The 24,284-nt window shown below is 71.1% G+C and carries 17 protein-coding genes; 7 read left to right on the top strand and 10 right to left on the bottom strand.

Going from position 1 to position 24,284, the window contains the following annotated elements; genetic code table 11:
- Positions 1 to 28: 28 nt before the first annotated feature.
- From AC1HFH_RS07190 to AC1HFH_RS07200, 3 genes are all read right to left on the bottom strand, one after another.
- Positions 29 to 643, bottom strand: a complete 615-nt coding sequence (locus tag AC1HFH_RS07190) for a Uma2 family endonuclease (protein WP_480246646.1) — start codon at positions 641 to 643, stop codon at positions 29 to 31.
- Between the two features lie 257 nt (positions 644 to 900).
- Positions 901 to 1,206, bottom strand: coding sequence for an MGMT family protein (locus AC1HFH_RS07195; protein ID WP_480246647.1), 306 nt, complete (start codon positions 1,204 to 1,206; stop codon positions 901 to 903).
- On the bottom strand, positions 1,203 to 1,997 hold the full coding sequence (locus AC1HFH_RS07200; RefSeq protein WP_480246648.1) for an alpha/beta fold hydrolase: 795 nt from the start codon (positions 1,995 to 1,997) through the stop codon (positions 1,203 to 1,205). The genes AC1HFH_RS07195 and AC1HFH_RS07200 overlap by 4 nt, the downstream gene beginning before the upstream one ends.
- 229 nt (positions 1,998 to 2,226) lie before the next feature.
- On the opposite strand from AC1HFH_RS07200, the gene AC1HFH_RS07205 reads away from it, so the two are divergent.
- From AC1HFH_RS07205 to nudC, 4 genes are all read left to right on the top strand, one after another.
- A complete protein-coding gene (locus AC1HFH_RS07205; RefSeq protein ID WP_480247756.1) occupies positions 2,227 to 5,991 on the top strand; it encodes an ATP-dependent helicase in 3,765 nt (1,254 codons plus the stop codon).
- Positions 5,988 to 9,791 (top strand): UvrD-helicase domain-containing protein, encoded by a 3,804-nt coding sequence (locus tag AC1HFH_RS07210; RefSeq protein ID WP_480246649.1) that lies wholly within the window; start codon positions 5,988 to 5,990, stop codon positions 9,789 to 9,791. The genes AC1HFH_RS07205 and AC1HFH_RS07210 overlap by 4 nt, the downstream gene beginning before the upstream one ends.
- A 99-nt stretch (positions 9,792 to 9,890) precedes the next feature.
- The gene (locus tag AC1HFH_RS07215) at positions 9,891 to 10,949 is read left to right on the top strand and encodes a potassium channel family protein (protein ID WP_480247757.1); all 1,059 of its coding nucleotides are present in this window, start codon (positions 9,891 to 9,893) and stop codon (positions 10,947 to 10,949) included.
- A 38-nt stretch (positions 10,950 to 10,987) separates the two neighbouring features.
- A complete protein-coding gene (gene nudC / locus AC1HFH_RS07220) occupies positions 10,988 to 11,908 on the top strand; it encodes an NAD(+) diphosphatase (RefSeq protein WP_480246650.1) in 921 nt (306 codons plus the stop codon).
- On the opposite strand, the gene AC1HFH_RS07225 is transcribed toward nudC, so the two are convergent.
- Positions 11,909 to 12,139 carry a mycoredoxin gene (locus AC1HFH_RS07225; protein ID WP_480247758.1) on the bottom strand — a complete coding sequence of 77 codons (231 nt, stop codon included), beginning with the start codon at positions 12,137 to 12,139 and terminating at the stop codon, positions 11,909 to 11,911.
- Between the two features lie 115 nt (positions 12,140 to 12,254).
- Here AC1HFH_RS07225 and AC1HFH_RS07230 point away from each other — a divergent pair, with 115 nt between their 5' ends.
- A complete protein-coding gene (locus AC1HFH_RS07230) occupies positions 12,255 to 13,598 on the top strand; it encodes an ABC1 kinase family protein (protein ID WP_480246651.1) in 1,344 nt (447 codons plus the stop codon).
- A 74-nt stretch (positions 13,599 to 13,672) separates the two neighbouring features.
- Here AC1HFH_RS07230 and AC1HFH_RS07235 read toward each other — a convergent pair whose 3' ends face one another.
- The 5 genes from AC1HFH_RS07235 to AC1HFH_RS07255 all read right to left on the bottom strand — a co-directional run bounded on the left by AC1HFH_RS07235 (position 13,673) and on the right by AC1HFH_RS07255 (position 20,868).
- On the bottom strand, positions 13,673 to 14,008 hold the full coding sequence (locus AC1HFH_RS07235; protein ID WP_480246652.1) for a WhiB family transcriptional regulator: 336 nt from the start codon (positions 14,006 to 14,008) through the stop codon (positions 13,673 to 13,675).
- A gap of 110 nt (positions 14,009 to 14,118) precedes the next feature.
- Positions 14,119 to 14,394, bottom strand: a complete 276-nt coding sequence (locus tag AC1HFH_RS07240; RefSeq protein ID WP_480246653.1) for a hypothetical protein — start codon at positions 14,392 to 14,394, stop codon at positions 14,119 to 14,121.
- A 154-nt stretch (positions 14,395 to 14,548) separates the two neighbouring features.
- On the bottom strand, positions 14,549 to 16,678 hold the full coding sequence (locus AC1HFH_RS07245; RefSeq protein WP_480246654.1) for an ATP-dependent DNA helicase UvrD2: 2,130 nt from the start codon (positions 16,676 to 16,678) through the stop codon (positions 14,549 to 14,551).
- Between the two features lie 199 nt (positions 16,679 to 16,877).
- A complete protein-coding gene (locus AC1HFH_RS07250) occupies positions 16,878 to 17,732 on the bottom strand; it encodes a hypothetical protein (RefSeq protein ID WP_480246655.1) in 855 nt (284 codons plus the stop codon).
- Between the two features lie 139 nt (positions 17,733 to 17,871).
- Complete coding sequence (locus AC1HFH_RS07255) at positions 17,872 to 20,868, bottom strand: UPF0182 family protein (protein WP_480246656.1); 2,997 nt, start codon at positions 20,866 to 20,868, stop codon at positions 17,872 to 17,874.
- Between the two features lie 169 nt (positions 20,869 to 21,037).
- Between AC1HFH_RS07255 and AC1HFH_RS07260 the strand changes: the two genes are divergently transcribed.
- Complete coding sequence (locus tag AC1HFH_RS07260) at positions 21,038 to 21,619, top strand: PPA1309 family protein (RefSeq protein ID WP_480246657.1); 582 nt, start codon at positions 21,038 to 21,040, stop codon at positions 21,617 to 21,619.
- Here the strand turns inward: AC1HFH_RS07260 and AC1HFH_RS07265 are convergent, their stop codons facing one another.
- On the bottom strand, positions 21,620 to 22,645 hold the full coding sequence (locus AC1HFH_RS07265; protein ID WP_480246658.1) for a YlbL family protein: 1,026 nt from the start codon (positions 22,643 to 22,645) through the stop codon (positions 21,620 to 21,622). It lies immediately after the preceding gene.
- A 177-nt stretch (positions 22,646 to 22,822) separates the two neighbouring features.
- Between AC1HFH_RS07265 and AC1HFH_RS07270 the strand changes: the two genes are divergently transcribed.
- A complete protein-coding gene (locus AC1HFH_RS07270; RefSeq protein ID WP_480246659.1) occupies positions 22,823 to 24,244 on the top strand; it encodes a zinc-dependent metalloprotease in 1,422 nt (473 codons plus the stop codon).
- Positions 24,245 to 24,284: the final 40 nt, after the last annotated feature.

Here is a 24,284-nt window from a genome sequence, read left to right on the forward strand (position 1 = left end):
CATTGCCATGCCCGGGCTATCGAGCCGTCTACGACTTTCGCGGCATCCGTTCGGTCGCCCGCGCGAGATCGAGGTCGATCGGGAACGGAACATTCAGTTGAAGCCGTTCGTGGTGGATGCCGGTCAGCGCGTACTGCTCGGTTGCCGGGTCGAGTTCGTACACGTAGGCCACCGCACGACCATCGGCGTTTTCGATCCGCCAGAAATGTGGGATGCCCGCCTCAGCGTAGAGAGTCGGCTTTCGTCTGCGGTCACGCTCGACGGAATCAGGAGAGACCACCTCGATCGTGAGCACGACGTCTTCGGGGTGGTACGTAGTTTGTTCGAGTCCGGTGTCTGCGGCGGTGTCCACGACCATGACATCGGGCTCGGGTCGTTGGCGAGGTCCCAGAGTCACTGTCATCTCGCGGCACACTTCCAGGTCCGCCGGAACCTGATACCTGAGGTGGTGCGTCAGGAACCCGATGACTCGCATGTGGAACATCATCTGTGGGCGCGCGTTGACGAGGCTCCCGTCGATCAGCTCGGTGTGTGATGGAAGATCGGGCAAGCGGTCGAGATCGTTTGCGGTGTAGCCCTCGGGGGGCGGCACCGGCCGGCGTGGGCCCGGAGCGTCGCCCGCCGGAGTCGGGTCAGCTGTCATCGGTTCCTCACTCGGCTGGTGATCGTCTCGACGGGGCATCGTCAGTGTTGCAGCCTTCGTCGCACTCATGGTATGCCGCCGCGAAGGTGTAGACAGCTGTAGACGTAGCGTGGGACAGACCGAGCGTGGGGACAGACGCAGTATGCGACGGCCGCGAAGACCGCCGCTCCGGGCGGCCCCCGATGCGCAACCGTCGCCCGGCTGATCGGCCGGGGCGGAGCGCCGGTGCGGCAGGAGGCCTCGGCGATCGGTGTGCTTCAGACGTCGGTCAGATCGATGCGGGCGGAGTTCAGGTCGATGCGGTCCCCGGTGATCGGGGTGCCTTCCGCGGCCAGCCGGGCCAGCTGACGGTGGGCGAGGTGCGGTGCCGGGCGGCCGGAGGCGGGCACCACGCGGTGCCAGGGCAGGTCTCCGGAGTCGGTGCGCATGATCCAGCCGACGGTGCGGGGTGAGGACAGTCCGGCCGCGGCCGCCAGGTCGCCGTAGGTGGTGACCCGGCCCGGTGGCAGAGTCGCGACCAGGGCGCGGACCCGTTCGATCTGGGCGTCGGTGGTGGCGGTCACGGGAGCACCGTCCGGACCAGTGCCGCGGTCTGTTCCGGTCGGGCCTGGGCGATCATGTGGTCGCAGTCCCAGTCGTACGCGGTCAGCCGATCACCCAGGTGCGCGGCGAGGGCGGCCCGGAAATCCGGGTTCACGAACGGCGGCTGTACCCGGCCCGCTTGGACCAGCAGGGTGCGCAAACCGGGCGGCGGCAGCACATGCTCCCGGGCCAGCTGGCCCCAGTACGAGGTGACCGCCGGTTGATCGATCCGCCAGCCGACCCGGCCGCCGGGCGCCGGGACCAGATGGTCGGCCAGTTCCTGCTCCAGGATGTCGGCGGCCACCTCGGCCGGGCCCCAGCCGCTGGCCTGCTTGTCGGCGCGCGCCTCGGCCACATCGGTGTAGTCCGGCGAAGCCAGATTCGCCCGGGCGATCTCGGCGATCCGCGGTGCGGGCACCGCTATCGCGGGGTCGAGCAGCACCAGCGCGCGCACCAGATCCGGGTGCCGCCGGGCCAGATGCACTGCGGCCGCACCGCCGAAGGAATGCCCGACGACGACCACCGGCCCGGTGCGCTCGGCTGCGAGCAGGTCCGCGAGATCGGTGACGACGGTCTCGAAATCCCACGGTGGGAGTGCGGTCGAGCGCCCGTGGCCGCGCAGGTCCGGTGCGATGACCCGGACGTCCGGCAGCTGCCCGGCGGCCAGCGGCTGCCACCGTTTGCCGTGCCCGGTGAGCCCGTGCAGGGCCAGGACGACCGGTCCATCCGTGGGGCCGAAGTGGTGGACGTGAAGAGACGACACGCCTGTCATTGTCCCGATCCCGTCCGGCGGCGCCACCGGGCGGGCCGTGGCCGGTGACCGGGGTGTACCGGTGTCGGTGCGGTCTGTTGCAATAGCCCGCGTGGTGCGATCGGATAGCTCGGTGCGGCTGGTACGCCGAAGAACGCCGTCGCCCCGGCCGCGCGCCTGGGGCGATGCTGTTCGCCGCGTATTCGCCGAGCAGGCCGGCGTCCCGCGGCCGGGCTGGTATCCGTGGCAGGTGCTCGGCGGCCCCGGTACCGGCAAGACCGCCCTGCTGGTCGACCTCGCCGCCGCCCGGTTGGCCACCGGCGCCGACCCGGAATCCGTCCTCGTGCTCACCCACGCCAAACGGGCCGCCGACGACCTCCGCGACGCCATCACCCTGCGCCTGGCCGCACCCGACCTTCTCGACCCGCTGCGCCGACCCGGGGACACCGCCCCGCCCCACGACGCGGACGGAGCCGCCGCAGCCTCCGCCGGCGGGGCCACCTCCGCCGGCTCTGCCGACCCCGCGGATCTGGTCGGCTTGCTGGACGTTGCCGACCGGGCCACCCGCGCCAGTTCTCCCGGATCGACTACCTGCGGCGATGGGGGCTCCGCCGACCCCGGTCCGGCCGCTGCTGCCGGTTCGGACCCGTCCGCTGGTCTCGTCGGCTCGGCCGGACCCGCCGGTCCCACCGACCCGGTCGGATCGACCGTCCCTGCAGCCTCCCGGGAACCGATCGTCCGGACCGTCCACTCCTATGCCTTCTCGGTGCTGCGACGGCACGCCGCCGCGCACGGCAATCCACCGCCGCGGCTGCTCACCGGTGCGGAACAGGATGCCGCGGTCCGGGAGATGCTGCGCGGCGAACTCGCCGATATCGAGGCGGGTGGCCCCGCGTACTGGCCGAGCCGGCTGCAGCCGGCCCTGGCATTGGCCGGGTTCGCCGAACAGCTGCGTGATCTGATGGCCCGGGCCACCGAACGAGGACTGGGCCCGGAGGACCTGATCCGGTTGGGCACCGAATACGGTAACGACGCCTGGGTGGCGGCCGGCCGCTTCTTCGAACGGTACGAACAGGCGATGCTGCTGCGCTGGTCCGTCGGGGTGGCCGCACCCGAGGCCAGCGCACCTGCCCTGGACGCGGCCGAGCTGATCGGTGCCGCCCTGGACGCGTTCACCGCCGATCCCGGTCTGCTCGCGGCCGAGCGAGCCCGGATCCGGTGCCTGCTCGTCGACGATGCGCAGCACCTGGATCCGCAGGCGGCCGCTCTGATCCGCGCGGTCGGCGGCGGTGCGGCGAGCACGGTGATCGCAGGCGACGCGGATCAGAGCGTCTTCGCGTTCCGCGGAGCGGATCCGGCGTTCGTCGACGACCCCGGCGCCCCGGCGGACCGGCGCATCGTATTGCGCGACAACCATCGCAGCAGTGCCCCGCTCCGGCTGGCCACCGCCCGGATCGCGGCCCGGCTACCCGGGCATCCGCCGCACCGGGTGCTGCCCGCCCGGCTACCGGACCCCGGGCCCGGCGACGCCGTCCGGGTCCGGGTGCTGGCCACCCCGGCCAAGGAAGCCGCCCTCATCGCCGACCATCTGCGCCGGGCGCACCTGACCGACGGCGTGCCGTGGTCGCAGATGGCGGTACTCATGCGCTCGGTTCCGTTGTCACTGGCCCCACTGCGGCGCGCCCTGCACGCTGCCGGTGTCCCGGTCCGCCGCCCCGCGGTCACCGAACCGCTGGCCCGGCGGCGCGGTGCCGCCTGGATGCTGCTGTGCCTGCGGGCGCTGCTCGCCGCCGACCCGGCCCGCCCCGGCTCCCGGCGAGCCGTCGACGCCATGTTCTCCCCGGACGATGCGCTGGATCTGCTCGGTGGTCCGCTGGGCGGCGCGGACCAGATCGCCCTGCGCCGGCTGCGCCGCGGGATCCGGCGCAGTGTGCTCGAGGTCGAGCGGCGCCGGAACCGGACCGCCGACGATCCCTTCGACGATCCGGCGGATGCGGACCAGTTCTCGCTGTGGGCGCTGCAGCAGCCGGGCGATCCGCCCGGCGACAGCGCACCGGACTCGGACGAACCGATCCGGGTCCCGGATCCGCTGTTCGACGACCGAGAACCGGAGCCGCCCGAATTCGAACCCCCGGACCTGCTCGACGCACTCGACCGGGAACCGGCACCGCTGTCCGCCGAACCGGTGCCGCAGCGGCCCCGGCCCGGCCCGGAACGGCCCGCCCTGATCGACCAGTCCACCGCCGAGGTGCTGCGCGACCTGCTGGTCGGGCTGGGGGAACCGGCCGTCGTCGACGGCCTCACCGAAGTGGAGGCCGCACCGCTGCGCCGGGTGCGGACCGCGCTGGACCGGGCCCGCCGCACCCGGGCCGAGGGTGGCGGCCTGGAGGAGGTGCTGTGGCGGCTGTGGACCTCGTCCCGGCTGGAACGACGCTGGTTCAACCAGTCCCGGCGTGGCGGTGCGGCCGGGATGCAGGCCGACCGGGACCTGGATGCGGCGGTCGAGCTATTCGACGCCGCAGCCGGCTACGTCGACCGGCTGCCCCGGGCCGGCCTGGAAGGTTTCGTCGAATACCTCACGCACCAGGAGATTCCCCACTCCGCGGCACCGTCGGACGGCGACCCGGAAGCGGTGTCGCTGCTCAGCGCCCACGCCGCCGCCGGCCGGGAATGGGATGTCGTCGCGGTGGCCGCCGTACAGGAAGGCATCTGGCCCGATCCGCGGCAGCGCGGCACCCTGCTGCACACCGAGGACCTGATCGACGTGGCGAGCGGGGCGGGCCCCGATCCGGCCGGGTCCGGCGCCGAGCCCGGCCGGCCCACCGTGAGCCGGACGGCGCCGATCCTCGCCGAGGAACGCCGGCTGCTGCTGGTGGCCTGCAGCCGGGCCCGGCGGTCGCTGCTGGTCACCGCCGTCGAATCGGCCTCCGGGGACCGCGATCTGGTGCCCTCCCGGTTCCTCACCGAGCTGCTCGGTCACGACGAACTCGCCGGCACGGATGCCACCCTCCCGGTCGCCGACCCCGGCCGGGCGTTGGTGATGCATGCACTGGTCGCCGAACTGCGCGGGGTCGTCTGCGATCCCGGTGCCGATCCGGAGCGCCGGCAGCGCGCCGCCGGGCAACTCGCCCGGCTCGCCGACGCCGGGGTACCCGGCACCGACCCGGACGACTGGTACGGCACGGCCCGCTCCAGCAGCGCCGCCGAACTGTGGCCCGACGACGACAGTCCCGTCGACCTGTCCCCGTCCACCGTCGACCAGCTGCGCACCTGCCCACTGCGCTGGGCACTGGAACGCAACGGGGGCACCGACGGTGACAACCGGCATGCCGTCCAGGGCAATCTCGTGCACACGCTGATCCAGGCCCTCGCCGGGCAGGTGCCGGAGGCGCAGGTGCGCACGGCGCTGGATCGTGCCTGGGCGGCGGTGGATCCGGGAAACGGCTGGCATTCCCGGCAGGAGCTGCGCCGCACCGAGAAGATGCTGGAAACCTTCCTGCACTGGGTGCGTAACACCCGCTCGGAACTGACCCAGGCCGGGGTCGAGGTGCCGGTGCACACGGTGCTGCCCGCCCGGGACGACGATGCTCGCCCGGTCCGGATCCGTGGCCGGATCGACCGGCTGGAACGGGATGCCCAGGGCCGCTTCGTGATCGTCGATGTCAAGACCGGCAAGAATCCGATCACCAAGGATCAGGCCGCCGAGCACGCCCAGCTGGCGACCTATCAGGTGCTCGCCGCGAGCGGCGGCCTCGACGGTGCGACCGGGACCGAACCCGGTGGGGCGCGGCTGGTTTATGTGGCGAAGCCGAACACCGGCACCGGCGCCACCGAGCGGGTGCAGCCGGCGCTGGCGGGCGAGGAACTCGATCGCTGGCGCGACACCGTGCACGATGCTGCCGCCGCGACCCGCGGCCCCGGCTTCCTGGCCATGCGCAACGAGGGCTGCCGGCACTGCTCGGTCGCGGGCAGCTGCCCGGTCCAGGACACCGGACGGCAGGTGACCGACGAGTGAGCGCGCCGACCCCGGGGCCGCGCGTCACTCCGGAACAGGTGGCCGACGCCCTGGGACTGCCGACACCCACCGATGAACAGGCGGCCGTGATCGCCGCACCACCCGGCCCCACGCTGGTCGTCGCCGGCGCCGGCGCCGGTAAGACCGAGACCATGGCCGCCCGGGTGGTCTGGATGGTCGCCAACCGCCTGGTGCTGCCGGAACAAGTGCTCGGGCTGACGTTCACCCGCAAGGCCGCACAGCAGCTCACCACGCGGATCCGCACCCGGCTGGCCCGCCTGGCGGGCTCGCGGCTGCTCCGCGATCTGGATCCGAGCGGGGAACTGCGGACCCAGCTGACCGCGGCCGAACCGGAGATCAGTACCTACCACTCCTACGCCGGGCGGCTGCTGACCGCGCACGGCCTGCTGCTGCCGGTGGAACCGACCGCCACCCTGCTCACCCAGACCCAGCTCTGGCAGCTCGCGCACGAAGTGGTGCGGTCCTGGGACGGCGATCTGGACACCGACCGGACGCCGGTCTCGGTGACCGAGGCGGTGCTGGCACTGTCCGGTCAGCTCGCCGAGCACCTGGTGGACGCCGACCAGCTCGCCGAAGCCCATTCCGAGCTGGAGAAACTCGTCTACACCCTGCCGCCCGGCCCCCGGCAGCGGGGCGGTCCGAGCAGCTACCTGCGCAAAGTCGTGGAAGCCCAGCGGGAACGCGTCGCGCTGCTGCCGCTGGTCCGCCGCCTCGCCGAAGAACTGCACCGGCGCGGCGCCCTCGACTTCGGCGCCCAGATGTCCCTGGCCGCCCGGCTGGCCGTGGAACACCCCGAGGTCGCCGCCGCCGAACGGACTCGCTTCGGCCTGGTCCTGCTCGACGAATACCAGGACACCGGACACGCGCAGCGCGTCCTGCTCGCCGCCCTGTTCGGTGACCCCGCCGCCGTCGGCGCCACCCATGCGACGCACACCACCACCGAAACCGGCGCCGAGCCGCTGCGTGCCGACGGGACAGCGGGCGTGGATCCGGTCGACGTGCGCCACGGTTCCGCCGGTGCCGAAATGCTGCCCAGGTCGAGCGGTGCTGACATGTTGCGTGGTCCGGGTGATGACGGCGCGTGGCCCGGTTCGGGTGGCGCCGACGGGTTGCCTGGTTCGGGTGGCGCCGACGGGTCGCCCGGTTCGGGTGGCGCCGACGGGTCGCCCGGTTCGGGTGGTGCTGACGGGTCGGTGGGGGAGACCTCGGTCGGTGTGGCCTGGGAGTCGGGTGGCGACCTGCTCGGGGAATCGCGTGCTGCCCGCCCGCCGCGGGAGGCGGGGCCGAGCGAGCGGGGGGCGGGGTGGTCCGGCGGGGCATCACCGGCACGACGGTTGGCGGTGACCGCGGTCGGTGATCCGATGCAGTCCATCTACGGCTGGCGGGGTGCGTCGGCGGCGAATCTGCCGCGGTTCACCACCGACTTCCCGGTCGCACCGGGACGTCCGGCGCCGGTGTTGCCGCTGCTCACGAGCTGGCGTAATCCGCCGCAGGCCCTCGCACTGGCGAATCTGGTCGCCGAACCGCTGCGGCAGCACGCCCGCGCCGCCGGCGGGGCGACTGTGGACGCACTCCGTGCCCGGCCCGGCGCCGACTCCGGCCCGGTCGCCATCGCACTCACCGGAACCGTTGCCGAAGAACGGGACTGGGTCGCCGCCCGGATCGCGGGCGAATGGGCGCGATGCCGGGCAGCGGAGGTGCCGCCGCCGACCTCGGCGGTGCTGATCCGCCGCAATGCCGACGCCGCCCCGCTGGCCGAGGCGCTGCGCGAACAGGGCCTGCCGGTGGAGATCGTCGGGCTGGGCGGCCTGCTCGCCACCCCGGAGGTCGCCGATGTGGTCGCCACCTTGCGGCTGATCGCCGACCCCGCCGCCGGTAGCGCCGCCGTGCGGATCCTCACCGGTGCCCGCTGGCAGCTCGGGGTGACCGACCTGGCCGCGCTGGCCCGCCGCTCTCGCACCCTCTCGATCGGCCGGTTGGACGGCGACGGTGCCCCGATCACCGACGCCGCCGGGCTCGCCGCGGCCCTGCGGGCGGTGGCGCCCGAGCCGGCCGAACGGGCCGGCCTGGCCGATGCGATCGCCGATCCGGGCCCGCCGGAGCAGTATTCCGAGGCGGGGTTCCGCCGGATCGAGGCGCTCGGTGCCGAGCTCGCCGTGCTGCGGGAACGCAGCGGCCAGCCCCTGGTGGAGCTCGTCGCCGATGTGGAACGCACCATCGGTGTCGGTATCGAGACCCAGGCGCGCCGGGCCATGTCCGGGGCCGGTGCCGGCCGGGAACACCTGGATGCCTTCGCCGAGGTGGTCGCCGGCTATGCCGCCGGCGCCGGCGCCACGTTGAGCGGCCTGCTGGCCTTCCTCACCGCGGCCGAATCCGTGGAGAACGGCCTGGAACCCGGTGAAGTCGAGGTGGCGCGGGACCGGGTCCAGGTACTGACCGTGCATGCCGCCAAGGGCCTCGAATGGGAGGTGGTGGCGGTCCCGCACCTGTCCGCGAAGGTGTTTCCGTCCGGCACCGCGGCCGGATCCTGGCTCGGGGCCCTGGCGGAACTGCCTACCACATTGCGTGGCGACCGGGCCCGGCCCGGCGCCGGCGACGGTGTCCCCGTCCTCGACGTCACCGAAGCCACCGACCGCGCCGAACTCGAAGCGGCCGTCAAGGACCACAAGAAGGCCCTGGACCGGCGCCGGCTCGACGAAGAACGCCGGCTGTTCTATGTCGCCCTCACCCGGACCGAACGGGTACTGCTGGTCTCCGGCCACCACTGGGCCGAAACCGGGTCGACCCCGAAGGGTCCGTCGGAGTTCCTGCTCGAGCTGGTCCGGGCGGTCCGGGACGACACCGGCCCCGCGTTCGGCGCCGCGGACATCGCCCGCTGGGACGACCCGCCCGAGCCCGGCACCCCGAACCCGTTCGCCGACCACCCGGCCACCGCCGAATGGCCGCGCGATCCGCTCGGCGACCGCCGCGACCCGATCGAGGAAGGCGCCCGGCTGGTGCGGGACGCCCTCGCCGCCCATCGGGTGGGCGACACCGATCCCGACGCCGCGGACCCGGACGGCTGGGCGGCCGACGTCGACGCCCTGCTCGCCGAGTTCACCGCCGAACAGGTCGCCGACCGGCAGGTGCCACTACCGGCCCGGCTGCCGGCCACCGCCCTGGTCGAACTGCGCGCCGACCCGAACCGGCTGGCCGCCCGGCTGCGCCGCCCGCTGCCGTATCCGCCGAACCCGATGGCCCGCCGCGGCACCGCCTTCCACGCCTGGGTGCAGTCCTGGTTCGCCACCGAGGAACTGTTCGGGCTCGACGATCTGCCCGGCGCCGACGATCGGCCCGCCGAACCGGCCGGCGCGGACCTGGAGCTGGCCCGGATGCAGGACGCGTTCCGCCGATCCCGCTGGGCGCAGCGCAGTCCGGTGGAGGTGGAGGTGCCGTTCGAGACCTCGATCGCGGGCACCGTGATCCGGGGCCGGATGGATGCGGTGTTCGCCGAGCCCGGCGGCGGCTGGATCGTCGTCGACTGGAAGACCGGCGCCGAACCCGGTCCGGCCGATGAACCCGCGGTCGCCATGCAGCTGGCCGTCTACCGGTTGGCCTGGGCACGGCTGATGGCGGTTCGCACCGGCACGCCCGAAGCAGACCTGCTGGGCCGGGTCGGTGCGGCGTTCCACTACGTCCGCAGCGGCCGCACCATCGCGCCCGAACACCTCGCCGGGCCCGGGGAACTGGCCGAACTGCTCCGCGATTCGGCGGCCGACGCGGGCCCGGCGGCGCCGTGACCCGGTGTCGCCGAACCACCGAACTGCGTTGTCCGAGTAGGCTCTCGTTCCGTGCCGGAGGAAGACGACGACGGTGGTGAGGCCGTCTGGAAGCGGGCCATTCGCGATGTCCGCGGTCGCCGTGCGATCGAACTGTCCAAGCAGCCGGACTTTTCGCTGGTCGGCATCCTCCGGATTCCGGAGAGCCAGGTCAGCCCATGGATCTCGCTGAGCCGTCGGGTCCTGTTCGCGGCGTTCCTGCTGTTCGCCTCCTCGCTCGTGGTGTACATCGGCCGGGACGGCTACACCGACAACGTGGACGGCACGCTGACCTATCTGGACGCGCTGTACTACTCGACGGTGTCGCTGTCCACCACCGGATACGGCGACATCGCCCCGGTGACGCCGACAGCACGGCTGCTCAATGTCATCGTCATCACGCCGCTGCGCATCCTGTTCCTGATCGTGCTGGTCGGCACCACCCTGTCCGTGCTCACCGAACGATCCCGGCAGACATTCAAGATTCAGCGATGGAGGGCCAAGGTGCGCGACCACACCGTCGTCGTGGGATACGGCACGAAGGGACGCAGCGCGATCGACGCGATGATCGGTGACGGCACCCTGCAGGGCGAGATCGTGGTGGTCGACACCGATACCGATGCCCTGGAGGCGGCCGAACACGCCGGCCTGGTCACCGTGCACGGCTCGGCCACCCGGGCCGATGTGCTGCGCCTGGCCGGGGTGCCGCGGGCCGCGGCGATCCTGGTGGCCGCCAACCGGGACGACACCGCGGTACTGGTCACCCTCACCGCGCGGGAACTGAACAAGGACGCCAAGATCGTCGCCGCGATCCGGGAATCCGAGAACGTGCACCTGCTGCGGCAGTCCGGCGCGGACTCGGTGGTGGTGTCCTCGGAGACCGCGGGCCGGCTGCTCGGCATCGCCACCACCACACCGAATGTGGCCGAGGTGATGGAGGATCTGCTCAGCCCGCAGCACGGTTTCGCCGTCACCGAACGGAAAGTCCGCTCCGACGAGGTCGGCTGTTCCCCGCGCGCCCTGCGGGACCTGGTGATCGCCGTGGTCCGGGCCGGTGATCTGATCCGGCTCGGCGACGCCCGGGTCGAGGTGCTGGCTCCCGGTGACGAACTGCTCTACATCCGCCGCATCGAGAAATGACCTGCGCGCCCGGACCCGCGGTTGGTTAGGCTCGAGGTGTGTCGTTTCGGCTGAAGGATGTGCCCCTGCTCTCGCGTGTCGTCATCGACCGGGCCGAGGAGGTGCGGACCGACCCGGTGGCGCTGCGGGACGGCTGGGCGAAAGCCCGGCTGCTGCGCGTCGATCCGCGCGGCAAGGTGCGCCTCTCCGGCACCGCCGTGACTCTGGACGCGGCCACCGACCTGGCACCGCAGCCCACCGACGAGGCGGTCTTCCTGGGTGTCGCCGAGGGCCGGCACCTGTGGGCCGTGCGCGATCCGGACCTGGCCGGTGAACTACGTGACCTGCGTGCGCTGGGCGAGCAGGTCGACGACTTCACCGCCGACCTGCTCGCCACCGCCTACGCCCTGCTGAACTGGCATGACCGGGCCGCATTCCACGGCGCCGACGGCACCCGCACCATGCCCGGCCGGGGCGGCTGGTCCAGGCTGACCGGCGGCGGTATCGAGGAATTCCCGCGGATCGACCCGGCCGTCATCTGCCTGGTGCACGACGGCGGCCCGGCCACCGACGACAGCCGGGTGCTGCTCGCCCGGCAGCACACCTGGCCGCCGACACTGTTCTCGCTGCTGGCCGGGTTCGTGGAGGCCGGTGAATCCCTCGAACACTGCGTCGCCCGGGAGATCCGCGAGGAAGTGGGTGTCGACGTAGCCGATATCCACTACCTGGGCAGCCAGCCGTGGCCGTTCCCGCGGTCGCTGATGGTCGGGTTCGCGGCCGTCGCCGATCCGGCGCAGCCGCTGGTCTTCGCGGACGGGGAGATCGCCGAGGCGCACTGGTTCACCCGCGCCGAAGTACGGGCGGCACTGGCCACCGGGGACTGGTCGACCCGGGACAGCGGCGCCCGGCTGCTGGTCCCCGGATCCATCTCGATCGCCCGGTCCATCATCGAGGCCTGGGCCCGGCCGGACGGCGACTGATCAGCCCTGGGCGGCGAGCGCCTTCTTGACCTCGGCGAGGCTCGGGTTGGTCGCGGTGGAGCCGTCGGCGAACCGCACCGTCGGGACCACATGGTTGCCGCCGTTGACGCTGCCCACGAACTCCGCGGAGGCGGGGTCCTGCTCGATATCGATCTCGCTGTAGGTGATGCCCGCCTCGTCCAGTTGGGTCTTGAGCCGGCGGCAGTAGCCGCACCAGGTGGTCGAGTACATGGTCAGATCGGGAGTCGTATCAGTCACGGCAGATGCAACGCGCGGTGCCACCGCAGTGTTCCGGGGTGGCAGAATTCTCCTGGCAGCCACCCGCCTTCCTCGGCATGATGGGTGGGTGTCCGAGATCGTGCGCCGTTCCGCCAGCCGCAATGCCAAGCTGGCCAAGATTCCCCTCGGCATCGCCGGGCGAGCTGCCGTGGGTTTCGGCAGGAAGATCGCCGGTGGTGACAAGCGGGAGATCAATGCCCAGCTGAACCAGAAGGCCGCCGAACAGTTGTTCGCCGTCCTCGGCGAACTGAAGGGCGGTGCGATGAAGTTCGGCCAGGCCCTGAGCGTGATGGAGGCCGCGGTCCCCGAGGAGTTCGGCGAGCACTATCGCGAGGCGCTGACCAAACTGCAGGCCGGTGCGCCGCCGATGCCGATCGAAACGGTGCACCGGGTACTCGATCAGCAGCTCGGGACCAGGTGGCGGGATCGGTTCCACTCCTTCGACGACGAGCCGGCCGCCTCGGCCAGCATCGGTCAGGTGCACCGGGCGGTGTGGTCGGACGGCCGGCCGGTGGCGGTGAAGGTGCAGTATCCAGGTGCCGACGAGGCGCTGCGCGCGGATCTCAAGACGCTGTCCCGGATGGCCGGTGTGATGTCGTCCGCGCTCGGCGGTGCCGATGTGAAGCCGGTGCTCGCGGAGATCACCGAGCGCACCGAGGAAGAACTGGACTATCGCAACGAGGCCGCCAACCAGCGAGCCTTCGCATCCGCATTCGACGGGCATCCGCAGATCGCGATCCCGAAGGTGGTGGCCGCCGCGCCCAAGGTGATCGTCACCGAATGGCTCGACGGCACCCCGCTCTCGGCGATCATCCGGGCCGGTGCCGAGGACCCGGAGGCCACCCGGGCGCAGCGCAACCGAGTCGCCGAACTGCTCGGCTCCTTCCACTTCGCCTCGCCGGAGACCGTCGGCCTGCTGCACTCGGACCCGCACCCGGGGAACTTCCTGGTGCTGGGCGACGGGCGGCTGGCGGTGCTGGACTTCGGATCCTGCGCCCCGCTGCCCGGCGGATTCCCCACCGAACTCGGCCGGATGCTGGCGCTCGCGGTGGCCGACGACATGTCCGCGCTCACCGAGATGATGCACGAGAACGGCTGGGTGGTGCCCGGCCGCACCGTTACCGCCGCCGAGATAGCGGCCTACCTGCGGCCCTACACCGACCCGATCCGCACCGATACGTTCCACTTCACTCGCCGGTGGATGCAGCGGGTGGCCGCCACCGGCACCGATTTCAACAGCGCGGAGATGAAAACGGCCCGTGCACTGCAACTTCCGCCCGACTACGTGATGATCTTCCGGGTGCTGGGCGGTTCGGTGGGAATTCTCGCCCAACTCGACGCCGAACTCGGGTTCATGCGGTTGGTCGGCACCTGGCTGCCCGGATTCCGCGACGAATCCGATTGCGCCTGAACCAACGCGGAGCCGGTGAACCACGCGGACGAGCCGCGCACCGTTACTCGGTGCGCGGCTCGTCCGGCGCCGGATCAGACACAGGCCGGAACCTTCCGCGGCCGGCCCCGGGGACGCTTGCGGGCGATCACGACCCCCTTGTCGAAGATCTCACCGCCCCACACGCCCCACGGCTCCTGCCGGTCGATGGCGGCGCTCAGGCAGCCCTGCCGGATCGGGCAGGCCGCGCACAGCGACTTGGCCTCCTCCAGCTGGGCCGGGCTCTCCGCGAACCACAGATCGGGGTCCCCGGCCCGGCACGGCAGCGTCCCGGCGGGGCGGGGAGCGGGTGCCACGGTTCGGTGTGTCACGTCAGCAGTGGCCTGCGGCCATTCCTGGGCGGTGAACACGTCGTTCTCCTTCAGCTTCATATGCAGCGGTCGTTTCGTTGAATGGCGAGACCGGTGCCAGAGGCTGCGGAGCCCAAAAAAATGGCCACGGTTTCGCTGAGGCGATCCGTGGCCAGGAGTGCTAGGAGGAGTTACCTAGCTCGACATCTGAGTCGAGACCTGTACACGGTCGCGGGACGGACGCGGAGGCGGGTGTTGCCGAGATGCACCGGCATGGCGATGCGCTCGGTTCCGGCAGTCGCTGCCGGTGCATAACCGGGCAGCCAACCCACCACGGGCCGGTCCTGGCGGCAATTCGCATCGACGCCCGAACCTTTGATCCCCTGCGGTGCGAGGATCCCCCGGGAGGCAGCCATCGCCGAGACGGCTTCAGCGACCACGTCGAAACGATCGGTGATGCTGTTCATCAGATGTGCCTCCCTCCTGAACTCGTGTGCTGACAGATACGCGCGCCGTGATAACTCGCGGTGCGTGTCATCCACAGTAGGCAAAGATCAACGAGTCGACAACCTATTTTCTACCTGCGGTTTTGCGATCTCGAGCACGGTTGCGCGGTAGCGGTCAGCCGTCGGTTGCCCGCAGCCGCGAGGCCACGATCGCCAGCACCTCGGCGCCGTACTGCTCGATCTTCTTCGGGCCGACACCGGCGATGGCACCCAGGCCCGCATCGTCGGTGGGGCGCTGTTCGGCGATCGCGGTGAGCGTGGTGTCGGTGAAGATCACGAAGCCCGGCCGCTGCAGCTCCTCGGATTTCTCGGTGCGCCACTCCTGCAGGGCTGTCAGCAGCGCCGCGTCGAGATCGGCCGGGCACCGCCGGCAGCGGCCGAGCATGGTGGCGTAGGTGCCGATCAGAGGTTTCGCGCAGACCCGGCACAGCGGCCGGGTACCGACCGGCCCGCTCGGCGGCGCCGCGATCCGGGACGCCGGCGAATCGTCGGGCACCAGGCCGGTGAGGAAGCGGGACCGGCGGCGGGTCCGCCTGCCGCCCTCGTTGCGGGCCAGCGCCCAGGACAGCGACAGGTACTCGCGGGCCCGGGTGACCCCGACATACAGCAGCCGCCGCTCCTCCTCCAGGGCCGCCGGGTCGGCGACCGACCCGTCCCCGGACAGCACATGCGCGATCGGCAGCGTGCCGTCACTGACCCCCACCAGGAAAACCGCATCCCATTCCAGGCCCTTGGCGGCATGCAGCGAGGCCAGCGTGACCCCGTCGACCGTCGGCGGATGTTTCGCCTCGGCCCGGGTGGCCAGCTCCCGGAGCAGACCGGGCAGTTCGAGGGAATCGTCGTGGCGCACCAGTTCCTCGGTGAGCTGCACCAGGGCCAGCAGCGCCGACCAACGCTCCCGGGCCTGGGCACCGGCCGGTTCCTCCGCGGTCAACCCGACCGGGGCAAGTGCCGCCCGCACCAGGGTGACCAGATCGGCGCCTCGCCCGGCGGTATCCGGCAGATCGTCACGGTCGGCCAGCCGGTGCAGGGCCTGTATCGCCTGCCGGATCTCCGGCCGCTGGTAGAAGCCTTCGCCGCCGCGCACCTGGAAGGCGATCCCCCGGTCGGTCAAGGCCTGTTCGTAGGGTTCGGACTGGGCGTTGATCCGGTACAGCACGGCGATCTCGGCCGCGGGAGTGCCCGCGGCGATCAGCTTCGCGATCCGGGCCGCCACCGCCGCCGCCTCGGCCGGGACGTCCGGATGTTCGGCGAACACCGGTTCCGGACCGTCCGGACGCTGGCCGACCAGCTGCAGCCGGGTGCCCGCGATCCGGCCCCGGGCCGCTCCGATCACCCGGTTGGCCAGCGACACCACCTGCGGTGTCGACCGGTAGTCGCGCTCCAGCCGGACCACCGTGCCCTCGGGGAACCGGCGGGAGAAATCCAGCAGGAACGTGGGCGTGGCGCCGGTGAAGGAGTAGATCGTCTGGTTCGCATCGCCGACGACGGTCAGATCGTCGCGATCGCCCAGCCAGGCATTCAGCACCCGCTGCTGCAGCGGTGTCACATCCTGGTACTCGTCCACCACGAAGCTGCGGTATCGGCCGCGGAACTCGTCGGCGACCGCCGGGAAATCCTCCAGCGCGGCGGCAGTGTGCAACAGCAGATCGTCGAAGTCCAGCAGCAGCCCGTCCGCGCTCGTCTTGGCCTGTTCGTAGCCGGCGTAGACCTGCGCCATCCGGACCGGATCGACCGGTGTGTCGCGATGGTGCCGGGCCGCGGCGGCCGGATAGTCCTCCGGGGCGATCAGGGTGGATTTCGCCCATTCGATCTCACCGAGCAGATCGCGCACCATCTCGGTGCCTGCACCGACTCCGGCCTGTTGTGCGGCGTGGGCCACCACTGGGAACTTGCGGTCCAGCAGGCGCCACGGGACCTCGCCGACCACCTGCGGCCAGAAATACCGCAGCTGCCGCAGCGCCGCCGCGTGGAAGGTCCGGGCCTGCACCTTGCCCGCGTCGCCACCGAGCCCGAGTCCGCGCAACCGGCTGCGTAGTTCCCCGGCGGCCCGTGCGGTGAAGGTCACCGCCAGCACCTGGTCGGCCTTGATGTGGCCGTCGGCGATCAGATGCGCGATCCGGTGGGTGATGGTCCGGGTCTTGCCGGTACCGGCCCCCGCCAGCACGCACACCGGCCCCCGCGGCGCCCGTACCGCCGCGGTCTGTTCCGGATCGAGAGCGGTGGTGAGGTCGAGTGGTGCCACCCGCCCATCATGCAGTACGGCGTTGGATGGAGCAGCTCTGTGTTGGATGGAGCAGCTCCGCTGCTCGAGTCGCGGCCCCTAGGGGGCCTCGATTTTTCCCTCCTCCGCTCAGTCGCTTCGCTCCTTCGCTCCGTCAGTCCAAAATCGAGGCGGGGCCGCTCGGTGTGGGATGGAGCGACTACGTCGCTCGAGTCGCGACCTACTCGATCGCCCGGCAGCCGCAGTCGCGGTGCGGCGGCCAGCCGCGGCGCCAGACCCGGTGCGAGTCCAGGTCCAGCTCCATCGTCGCGTCCAGGGTGTTCGGGGTGAGCGCGGTCGTGCAGGCGAGGACCGTCTCCAGTTCGCCCAGGGCCAGCGCCGCGGTGGCGGCGATCCCGGCGGGGGAGGCGTGACCGATCCGGCCGAGCAGCTGGGCCGCCAGGTGCGGCCAGTCGCCGTCGGTCTCGGCGCGGGTGAGGTCGGCGCAGCGCAGGCAGCTGGTGCGGCCGGGCAGCACCAGTGGGCCGACCACCCCGTGGCCGTCCCGGAGCCGCACCTGCAGATGCGGGATCCGCTGCAGGACCAGGTCGACCGCCAGCTGCGGGTCCACCACCAGGGCGTCGGTGAGCACCATCAGATCGCAGCCGCGCGGGCTCGGTGGCGTTCCCGGCCGGTACTCGCGTGAACGGGTCGGCCGGACCCCGAGGTGACGCAGGCCCGAGCACACCGCATCGGCGATCGGGCCCAGCCCGTGCACCCGGACGGTACGGACCCGGCCCAGTCGTGGCTGTGGTCGGCGCAGCAGCCCGGCGCGCTCGATCTCGGCCAGCAGCTGCACCGTGCGTTCCGGCGCGATGCCGAACTCGCCGGCGCGCCAGATGATCTGCGGCCGGGACTGCAATCCGTCCAGCAGCCGCAGGAACGCCAGCACGGTCCCGGTGTCCAGCCCGGTGCGCTCCAGTAACAGCGCCCGCTCCGGATCCCAGCCGAGCTGCACCGTCCCCGACGGCCGGACCAGCGTCGTCACCCGCGGATCCAGTTGCGGTCCGCGCAGCGCCCGTGTGGTGGATGTCATGGGCAGCAGTATGCGCGCCGGCCGGGACCGGCGAACCTCACGAAGCGGGAGTTATCCACAGGCCGCCGCCACGGCCGGTGAATGTGAAACGGCGCTGCCATCGCGGGCGATGACAGCGCCGTTCGTGCGCGAGCCGGGCTCAGTTACCGGAGTTCTGGAACTCGGCCATCGCCTCGTCCAGTTCCGCGAGGGCCCTGCCGTATTCCTCGAAGTCGCCGCTGCGCATCGCGGAGCGGACCGCTTCGATCTTCGCGGTCACCTCGGCCGCGGCAGCATCCCGGTTCGGGGCCGGCGTCGTCGAACCGTCCGCCGGCGGCGTGCTGCTACCGGTGTCCGGTTCGGTCTCGGTGCCGGTGCCCTCCGCCGGCGGCGCGGCATCCGGGTCCGGCTTGCTCTCCGGGACACCGCCGGATGGGGTGGCCAGCGAACCGGCGCCGGGCAGTACCTGATCCAGCGCCTCGGCAAAGGTCGAGGCGTAGCCGACCTTCACGGTGCCGTCCGCATCCCGGTAACTCACCAGCACCCGCAGCAGCTGCGGGAACGAGGAGCTGTTGGCCCCGGTGTTGCGTTCGTTGTAGTACGGCTCCACGTACAGGATGCCGCCCTCGGCGACCGGCATGGTGAGCAGATTGCCGTATCTGATCTTGTTGGAGTTCGACAGCAGGGTGCGTTCCTGTGAGACCCGGGGTGCCGCGATCAACCGGTTCTGCGTCTGCTGTGGGCCCAGCGTCTGCGTATCGGTGGGCAACTGCAGGATCGTGAACTTGCCGTAGCCCTCCGGGTCGGACCGCACCGAGATGTAGGCCGACAGGAATTCGCGGTTGAACCCGACCATGGCGCTGGTCAGGTTGAACACCGGCTCGCCGGTGTCCTGGTCGCCGAGCAGCACGTAGTACGGCGGCTGATTGAAGTCACCCGCGGCCTCGATCGTCGGATCACTGGGCACCGACCAGAAGGCGTTGTTGGTGAAGAACTCCCGCGGGTTGTCCACGTGGTACTTGGCGAGCATTTCGCGCTGGACCTTGAACAGGTCCTCCGGGTAGCGGAAGTGGGCCCGCAGATCCTCGGAGATGGCGCTCTCCGGCTGCACCGCGTCCGGGAACACCCCGCGCCACGCCTGCAGCACCGGATCGCTCGGATCGACCTCGTACAGCGTCACGGTGCCGTCGTAGGCGTCGACGGTGGCCTTCACCGAATTGCTGATGTAGGCCACTTCCTTCTTCGGCAGCAGCCGCCCGGTCCGCTGATCGATGCTGTCCTCGACCGCACCCTCCAGCGAGGTCGACTGGGCGTACGGATACTTGTCCAGGGTGGTGTAGGCATCGACGATCCAGACCATCCGGCCGTCGACCACCGCGGGGTAGGTGTTGCCGTCGGTGGTCAGCCACGGCGCCACCGCCTGCACCCGTTCGCGCGGGTCGCGCTTGAAGATGATCTTCGAGTCCTCACCGACCGCCGAGGAGAACAGGATGTTGCGCTCGGCGTACTTCGCCGCGAAGGCCAGCTTGTTGATCGGGTTCCCGATCGGAACGCCGCCGGAACCGGTGTAGGTGTAGTTCTCGGTGTCCGAGTCGTACTCGCGCGGTGCCTCACCCTCGGTGCCGCCGACGATCGCGTAATCGGGGTCGGTCCGCGAAATCAGCTCGCCGTAGTAGATCCGGGGCTGATCGAGCTCCATCTCCTCGTGTACCGGCTCGGTGAACAGGTCGCTGTCGATGAAGATCGGATAGCCCGAATCGCTACCGCCACCGGCGTCGTCGGGGTTGTCCGACTGCGGCTTGTTGACCCGGTTGGCCGGTGCCGCGACGAAGCCGTTGCCGTGGGTGTAGACGGTGTGCCGGTTGATCCAGTCCCGCTGGTTCTCACTCAGCGCCGCCGGGTTGAGTTCGCGGGCCGCGACGATGTAGTCCTGCACCTGGCCGTTGATGTCGTACCGATCGATATCGAGGGCCTCGGGGAAGCCGTAGAAGTTCTTCAGCTGCTTGAGCTGGGTGAACGTCGGCGACAGGATGTTCGGGTCGAGCAGCCGGGCATTGCCGATGGTGGCGGCGTCCGCAGGCACGTCCAGCGGGCTGGTGGTGCCCTTACCCGGGTAGTCCTGGTACTCGATCTTGTCGTCGGTGATCCCGAAGGCCTCCCGGGTAGCCGCGATATTGCGCTCGATGTACTCGCTTTCCTTCTCGGCCGCGTTCGGGCGGACGGTGAACTGCTCCACCACCATCGGCCACACCGCGCCGACCAGCAGCGAGGAGAGCAGCAGCAGCGCCGCCGCCATCGCCGGCACCCGCAGATCGCGCAGCACGATACCGGCGAAGAACGCGATCGCGCAGATCACCGCGATCGCCAGCAGGATCAGTTTCGCCGGCAGCACCGCGTTGATATCGGTGTAGGAGGCACCCGCGAAGATCGGTTCCTTCCGGGTGCTCGACAGCAGGTCGTACCGGTCGAACCAGTAGGCGACCGCCTTGAGCAGAATGAAGGTGCCGGCCAGGATCGCCAGCTGTACCCGGGCCGCCCGGGTCAGGGCGCCTTCCCGGCCCGCCAGCCGAACCCCGCCGAAGATGTAGTGCGTCACCAGGTTCGCGAAGAACGCGATCACCACCGCGACGAACAACCAGTTCAGCACGAACTGGTAGAACGGCAGCTTGAAGGCGTAGAACCCGATGTCGAGGTGGAACTGCGGATCCTCGCGGCCGAAGTCGCCGCCGTTGAGGAACAGCTGCACCGTCGCCCAGTTCGACTGCGCGACCAGACCGGACAGCACGCCCAGCAGGACCGGGATACCGATGCCGAACCAGCGCAGCCGCGCCATCACCGTGGTGCGGTAGCGCGCGACCGGATCGTTCGGCCCCGCGGTCGGGACGAACACCGGGCGGGACCGGTAGGCCAGCAGCAGGGCGCCCCAGACGATCAGCCCGACCAGGACCGCGACGGCGAGGAACAGCAGTACCCGGGTCCGCAGCACCCCGTAGTACACGCTGCGATAGCCGACCTCGCCGAACCACAACCAGTTGGTATAGGTCTCGACGATGCGCGGTCCGAACAACAGCAGGGCCGCGAGTACGGTCGCCGTCACCAGCAGCACGCGGCTGCGTCGGGACAACGTCGGTAAGCCGGTGGAGGGCCGCATGCCCACGATGCCATCTCCCGAGGGTCCGGCGGTGGCCGTGCCGGGTGTGCGACCCGGCCACCGCAGTCCGATTGGTGTGGGCGGCCGCACCGGGCCGCCTCGTTCGTGCTGCGGCCCACTCTACGGAAATCGGACACCGTGCAGGCGGCAGGGCTCGATTTGATTTGATGAACGGGTGGAGACGGAGCAGCACAACGAAGTGGTTCTGGCCCGGTGCGTCCGGGAGATCGTCGAGTTCGCCGACGCCGACGGCTGGGGTCAGCCGCCGCAGATGTTCGCACTGGTCCCCACCGCCGACCTGGTCGCCGCCGAACCGTCGCTGCAGGATCAGCTCGACGACGGTGCCGAACTGACCCCGATCGCGCAGGAGTCCTTCCCGGACGACGTCACCGGCGGGTCGATGGCCCTGGACGAATTCCTCGCCACCACCAGCTGGCCGCCCGCCGTGCAGGGCTGTGTCCTGGTGCAGGAGATCGTGGTGCTGCCGCCGTCCGCCGAGGGCACGCTCGACGATGCGCTGGTGCCGTTGCTGGCCGACGCCGAGGCCGCCGATGCGGCCGGCCGGGCCGCCGCGCACGCCCACCCCGAACGGCGCGACGCCCGGATGATCACCGGCGTGCTGCGCGACGGTCCGGCACTGTGCCTGCTGCATCTACGGCCCGCCGAGGACGCCGACGCATTCGCCGAGCCGGACCTGCGGACCTACCCGAACCTCGGGGAGGACCTGATCGCCGCGTTGCGGCACACCCTGGAATAGTCACCCACAGCTCACGGGCTCGCGGCCGTCGTTCAATTCCTCCAGCGATTCCACCGCACCGGCCAGCGTCTCCACCTTGACCAGGCGCAGCCCGTCCGGCACCCGCTGCCGCGCCTCGTTGCAGTTGGCCGCCGGGACCAGGAAGGTCTCGGCACCGGCCTCGCGGGCGGCGATCATCTTGTACTGGATGCCGCCGATCGGACCGACCTCGCCCGCATCGTCGATGCTGCCGGTGCCGGCGACGAACCGGCCGCCGTCCAGTTCGCCCGGGGACAGCTTGTCGATGACGGCGAGGCTGAACATCAGCCCGGCCGAGGGCCCGCCGATATCGGCGAGGTTGAAGTCGATCTGCATCGGCGGCCGGGCCCCTTCTCCGACCGAGATCCCGAGCGATCCGGCGCCCTCCTCGTCGGCCCGCTCACCGAGGGTGACCTCGCCGGTCGCATCGCGGTCGCCGCGCCGGTATCCCACCGTGACGGTGGTTCCGGGCGACTGCTGCGACACCAGCGTGATCACGTCCTGGGTGCTGCCGATCGGCTCGCCGTCGATACTGGTCAGCTCGTCGCCGGGTTCCAGGACCCCGTGCGACGGCCCGTCCTCGGCTACCGCGCGGGCCAGCACCGCCGTGGGCAGGTTCAGCTGGCGCAGCGCGGCGATCTCGGCGTTGTATTCGGAGTTGGCGAACTCCGCCTGATTGGACCGGTCGACCTCCTCCCGGGAGAGCCCGGGCGGGTACACCTCGGACCGCGGGACCAGGCCGTGTTCGCCGCTGAGCCAGAAACCGAACGCCTCGAACAGGTTCAATCCGTCCCGGACCGAGACCGTGGTCATGTTCAGGTTGCCGGTGGTCGGATCCACCTCGGTGCCGGTGACCTCGACCACCTGTTCGCCGTCGACCTCGCCGAGGGTGTTGACGGTGGGGCCGGGGCCGAGGGCGACGAACGGCACGGTCACGGCGCTGCCGACCACCCCGAGCACCAGCACGGGAACCAGGGCGACGATCAGGGTGAGGATCCGACGATTCACCCGGCCCACAGTAGCGATGCGGCCGGTACCCGGCCGGGAAGGGGCACGGCCCGGGCGGGGCGGTGGTGTATGGCCCCGGGCAGGGCAGTAGTGCATGGCTGCGGGGCGGGGCGGTGGCGACCGCGTTTCGCGATACGCGAACATCGGTGCGTCCCGGGTCCGCGTAACGTAGGGAGTATGAGCGACCACCCCTTCGGCTTCTCGAATCGCGACGACGACGACAACTCCCGTCGCGGTGAGGCCAGCGGCTCCGGTGGCGGTACCAACGGCCCCGGCGGCGGGGATCCGTTCGGTTTCGCCATGGGCGGCGGCGGGTTCGACCCGGCCCAGCTGGGGCAGATGCTGACCTCGCTCGGCCAGATGCTCAGCGGAATGGGGACGCCGGGGTCGGGGCAGTCCGGCCCGGTGAACTACGACGTCGCCAAACGGCTGGCCCGCCAGCAGCTCGGATCCACCGTCGAGCCGATTCCGGCGAGCACCACCGGCGCCGTGACCGATGCCGCCCATCTGGCCGAACTGTGGCTGGACGAGGCCACCGTGTTGCCGGCCGGTGCCACCCGCACGGTGACCTGGACCGCCAACGACTGGATCGAACAGACCCTGCCGACCTGGCAGCGCCTGTGTGATCCGGTGGCCCAGCAGATCTCCGGGATGTGGACCGCGCAGCTGCCGGAAGAAGCCAAACAGTTCGCCGGCCCGATGATGGGCATGCTGAGCCAGATGGGTGGGTTCGCCTTCGGTTCGCAGCTCGGCCAGGCGCTCGGCCAGCTCGCCAAGGAAGTGCTGACCTCCACCGATATCGGCCTGCCGCTGGGGCCGGAGGGCACCGCAGCGCTGCTGCCGACCGCGATCTCCGCATTCAGCGAGGGTCTGGAGCAGCCGGAGAGCGAGATCATGGTGTTCCTCGCCGCCCGGGAAGCCGCCCATCAGCGGCTGTTCGCCCATGTGCCGTGGCTGCGCCAGCAGGTGCTCGGTGCGGTCGAGGATTATGCGCGCGGCATCAAGATGGACCTGTCCGGGCTGGAGGAGGCCGCGCAGAACATCGACCCGATGTCCCTGACCGACCCCTCGAAGCTGGAGGAACTGCTCGGGCAGCACACCTTCGAACCGCAGACCACGCCCGAACAGAAGCAGGCACTGGAGCGGCTGGAGACCCTGCTGGCGCTGATCGAGGGCTGGGTCGAAGTGGTCGTCGCCGATGCGGTCGGCGACCGGCTGCCCGGCGCCGGCGCACTGTCGGAGACCCTGCGCCGCCGCCGCGCCACCGGCGGCCCTGCCGAGCAGACCTTCGCCACCCTGGTCGGCCTGGAACTGCGCCCGCGTAAGGTCCGCGAGGCCGCCACCCTGTGGCGGCGGCTGACCACCGATGCCGGCGCGGCGAAACGTGACGGCGTCTGGGCCCATCCGGACCTGCTTCCCGACACCAACGACATCGACGCCCCCGCCGGCTTCATCGACTCCGTCATCGGCGGCGGCACCGGCGCCTTCGACGACCCGCTCGCTCAGCTGGCCGAAACCGAGGCGCGGGAGCGGGAACAGGCGCGCGGTGGCATGGACAAGGACGCACCGGAGCCGCCCCGGGGTGACGACGAAGCCTGAGGAATCGAGCAGACGGCGCTGCCACCCGGGTCCGGGTGGC

The organism is Nocardia sp. KT25-26 (assembly GCF_056627695.1).

Bases quoted from the DNA above. Each gene is read 5' to 3' on its own strand.
- AC1HFH_RS07235 (WP_480246652.1), bottom strand. From the start codon at position 14,008: ATGAAGCTGAAGGAGAACGACGTGTTCACCGCCCAGGAATGGCCGCAG.
- AC1HFH_RS07250 (WP_480246655.1), bottom strand. From the start codon at position 17,732: ATGACATCCACCACACGGGCGCTGCGCGGACCGCAACTGGATCCGCGG.
- AC1HFH_RS07240 (WP_480246653.1), bottom strand. From the start codon at position 14,394: ATGAACAGCATCACCGATCGTTTCGACGTGGTCGCTGAAGCCGTCTCG.
- AC1HFH_RS07200 (WP_480246648.1), bottom strand. From the start codon at position 1,997: ATGACAGGCGTGTCGTCTCTTCACGTCCACCACTTCGGCCCCACGGAT.
- AC1HFH_RS07190 (WP_480246646.1), bottom strand. From the start codon at position 643: ATGACAGCTGACCCGACTCCGGCGGGCGACGCTCCGGGCCCACGCCGG.
- AC1HFH_RS07270 (WP_480246659.1), top strand. From the start codon at position 22,823: ATGAGCGACCACCCCTTCGGCTTCTCGAATCGCGACGACGACGACAAC.
- AC1HFH_RS07225 (WP_480247758.1), bottom strand. From the start codon at position 12,139: ATGTACTCGACCACCTGGTGCGGCTACTGCCGCCGGCTCAAGACCCAA.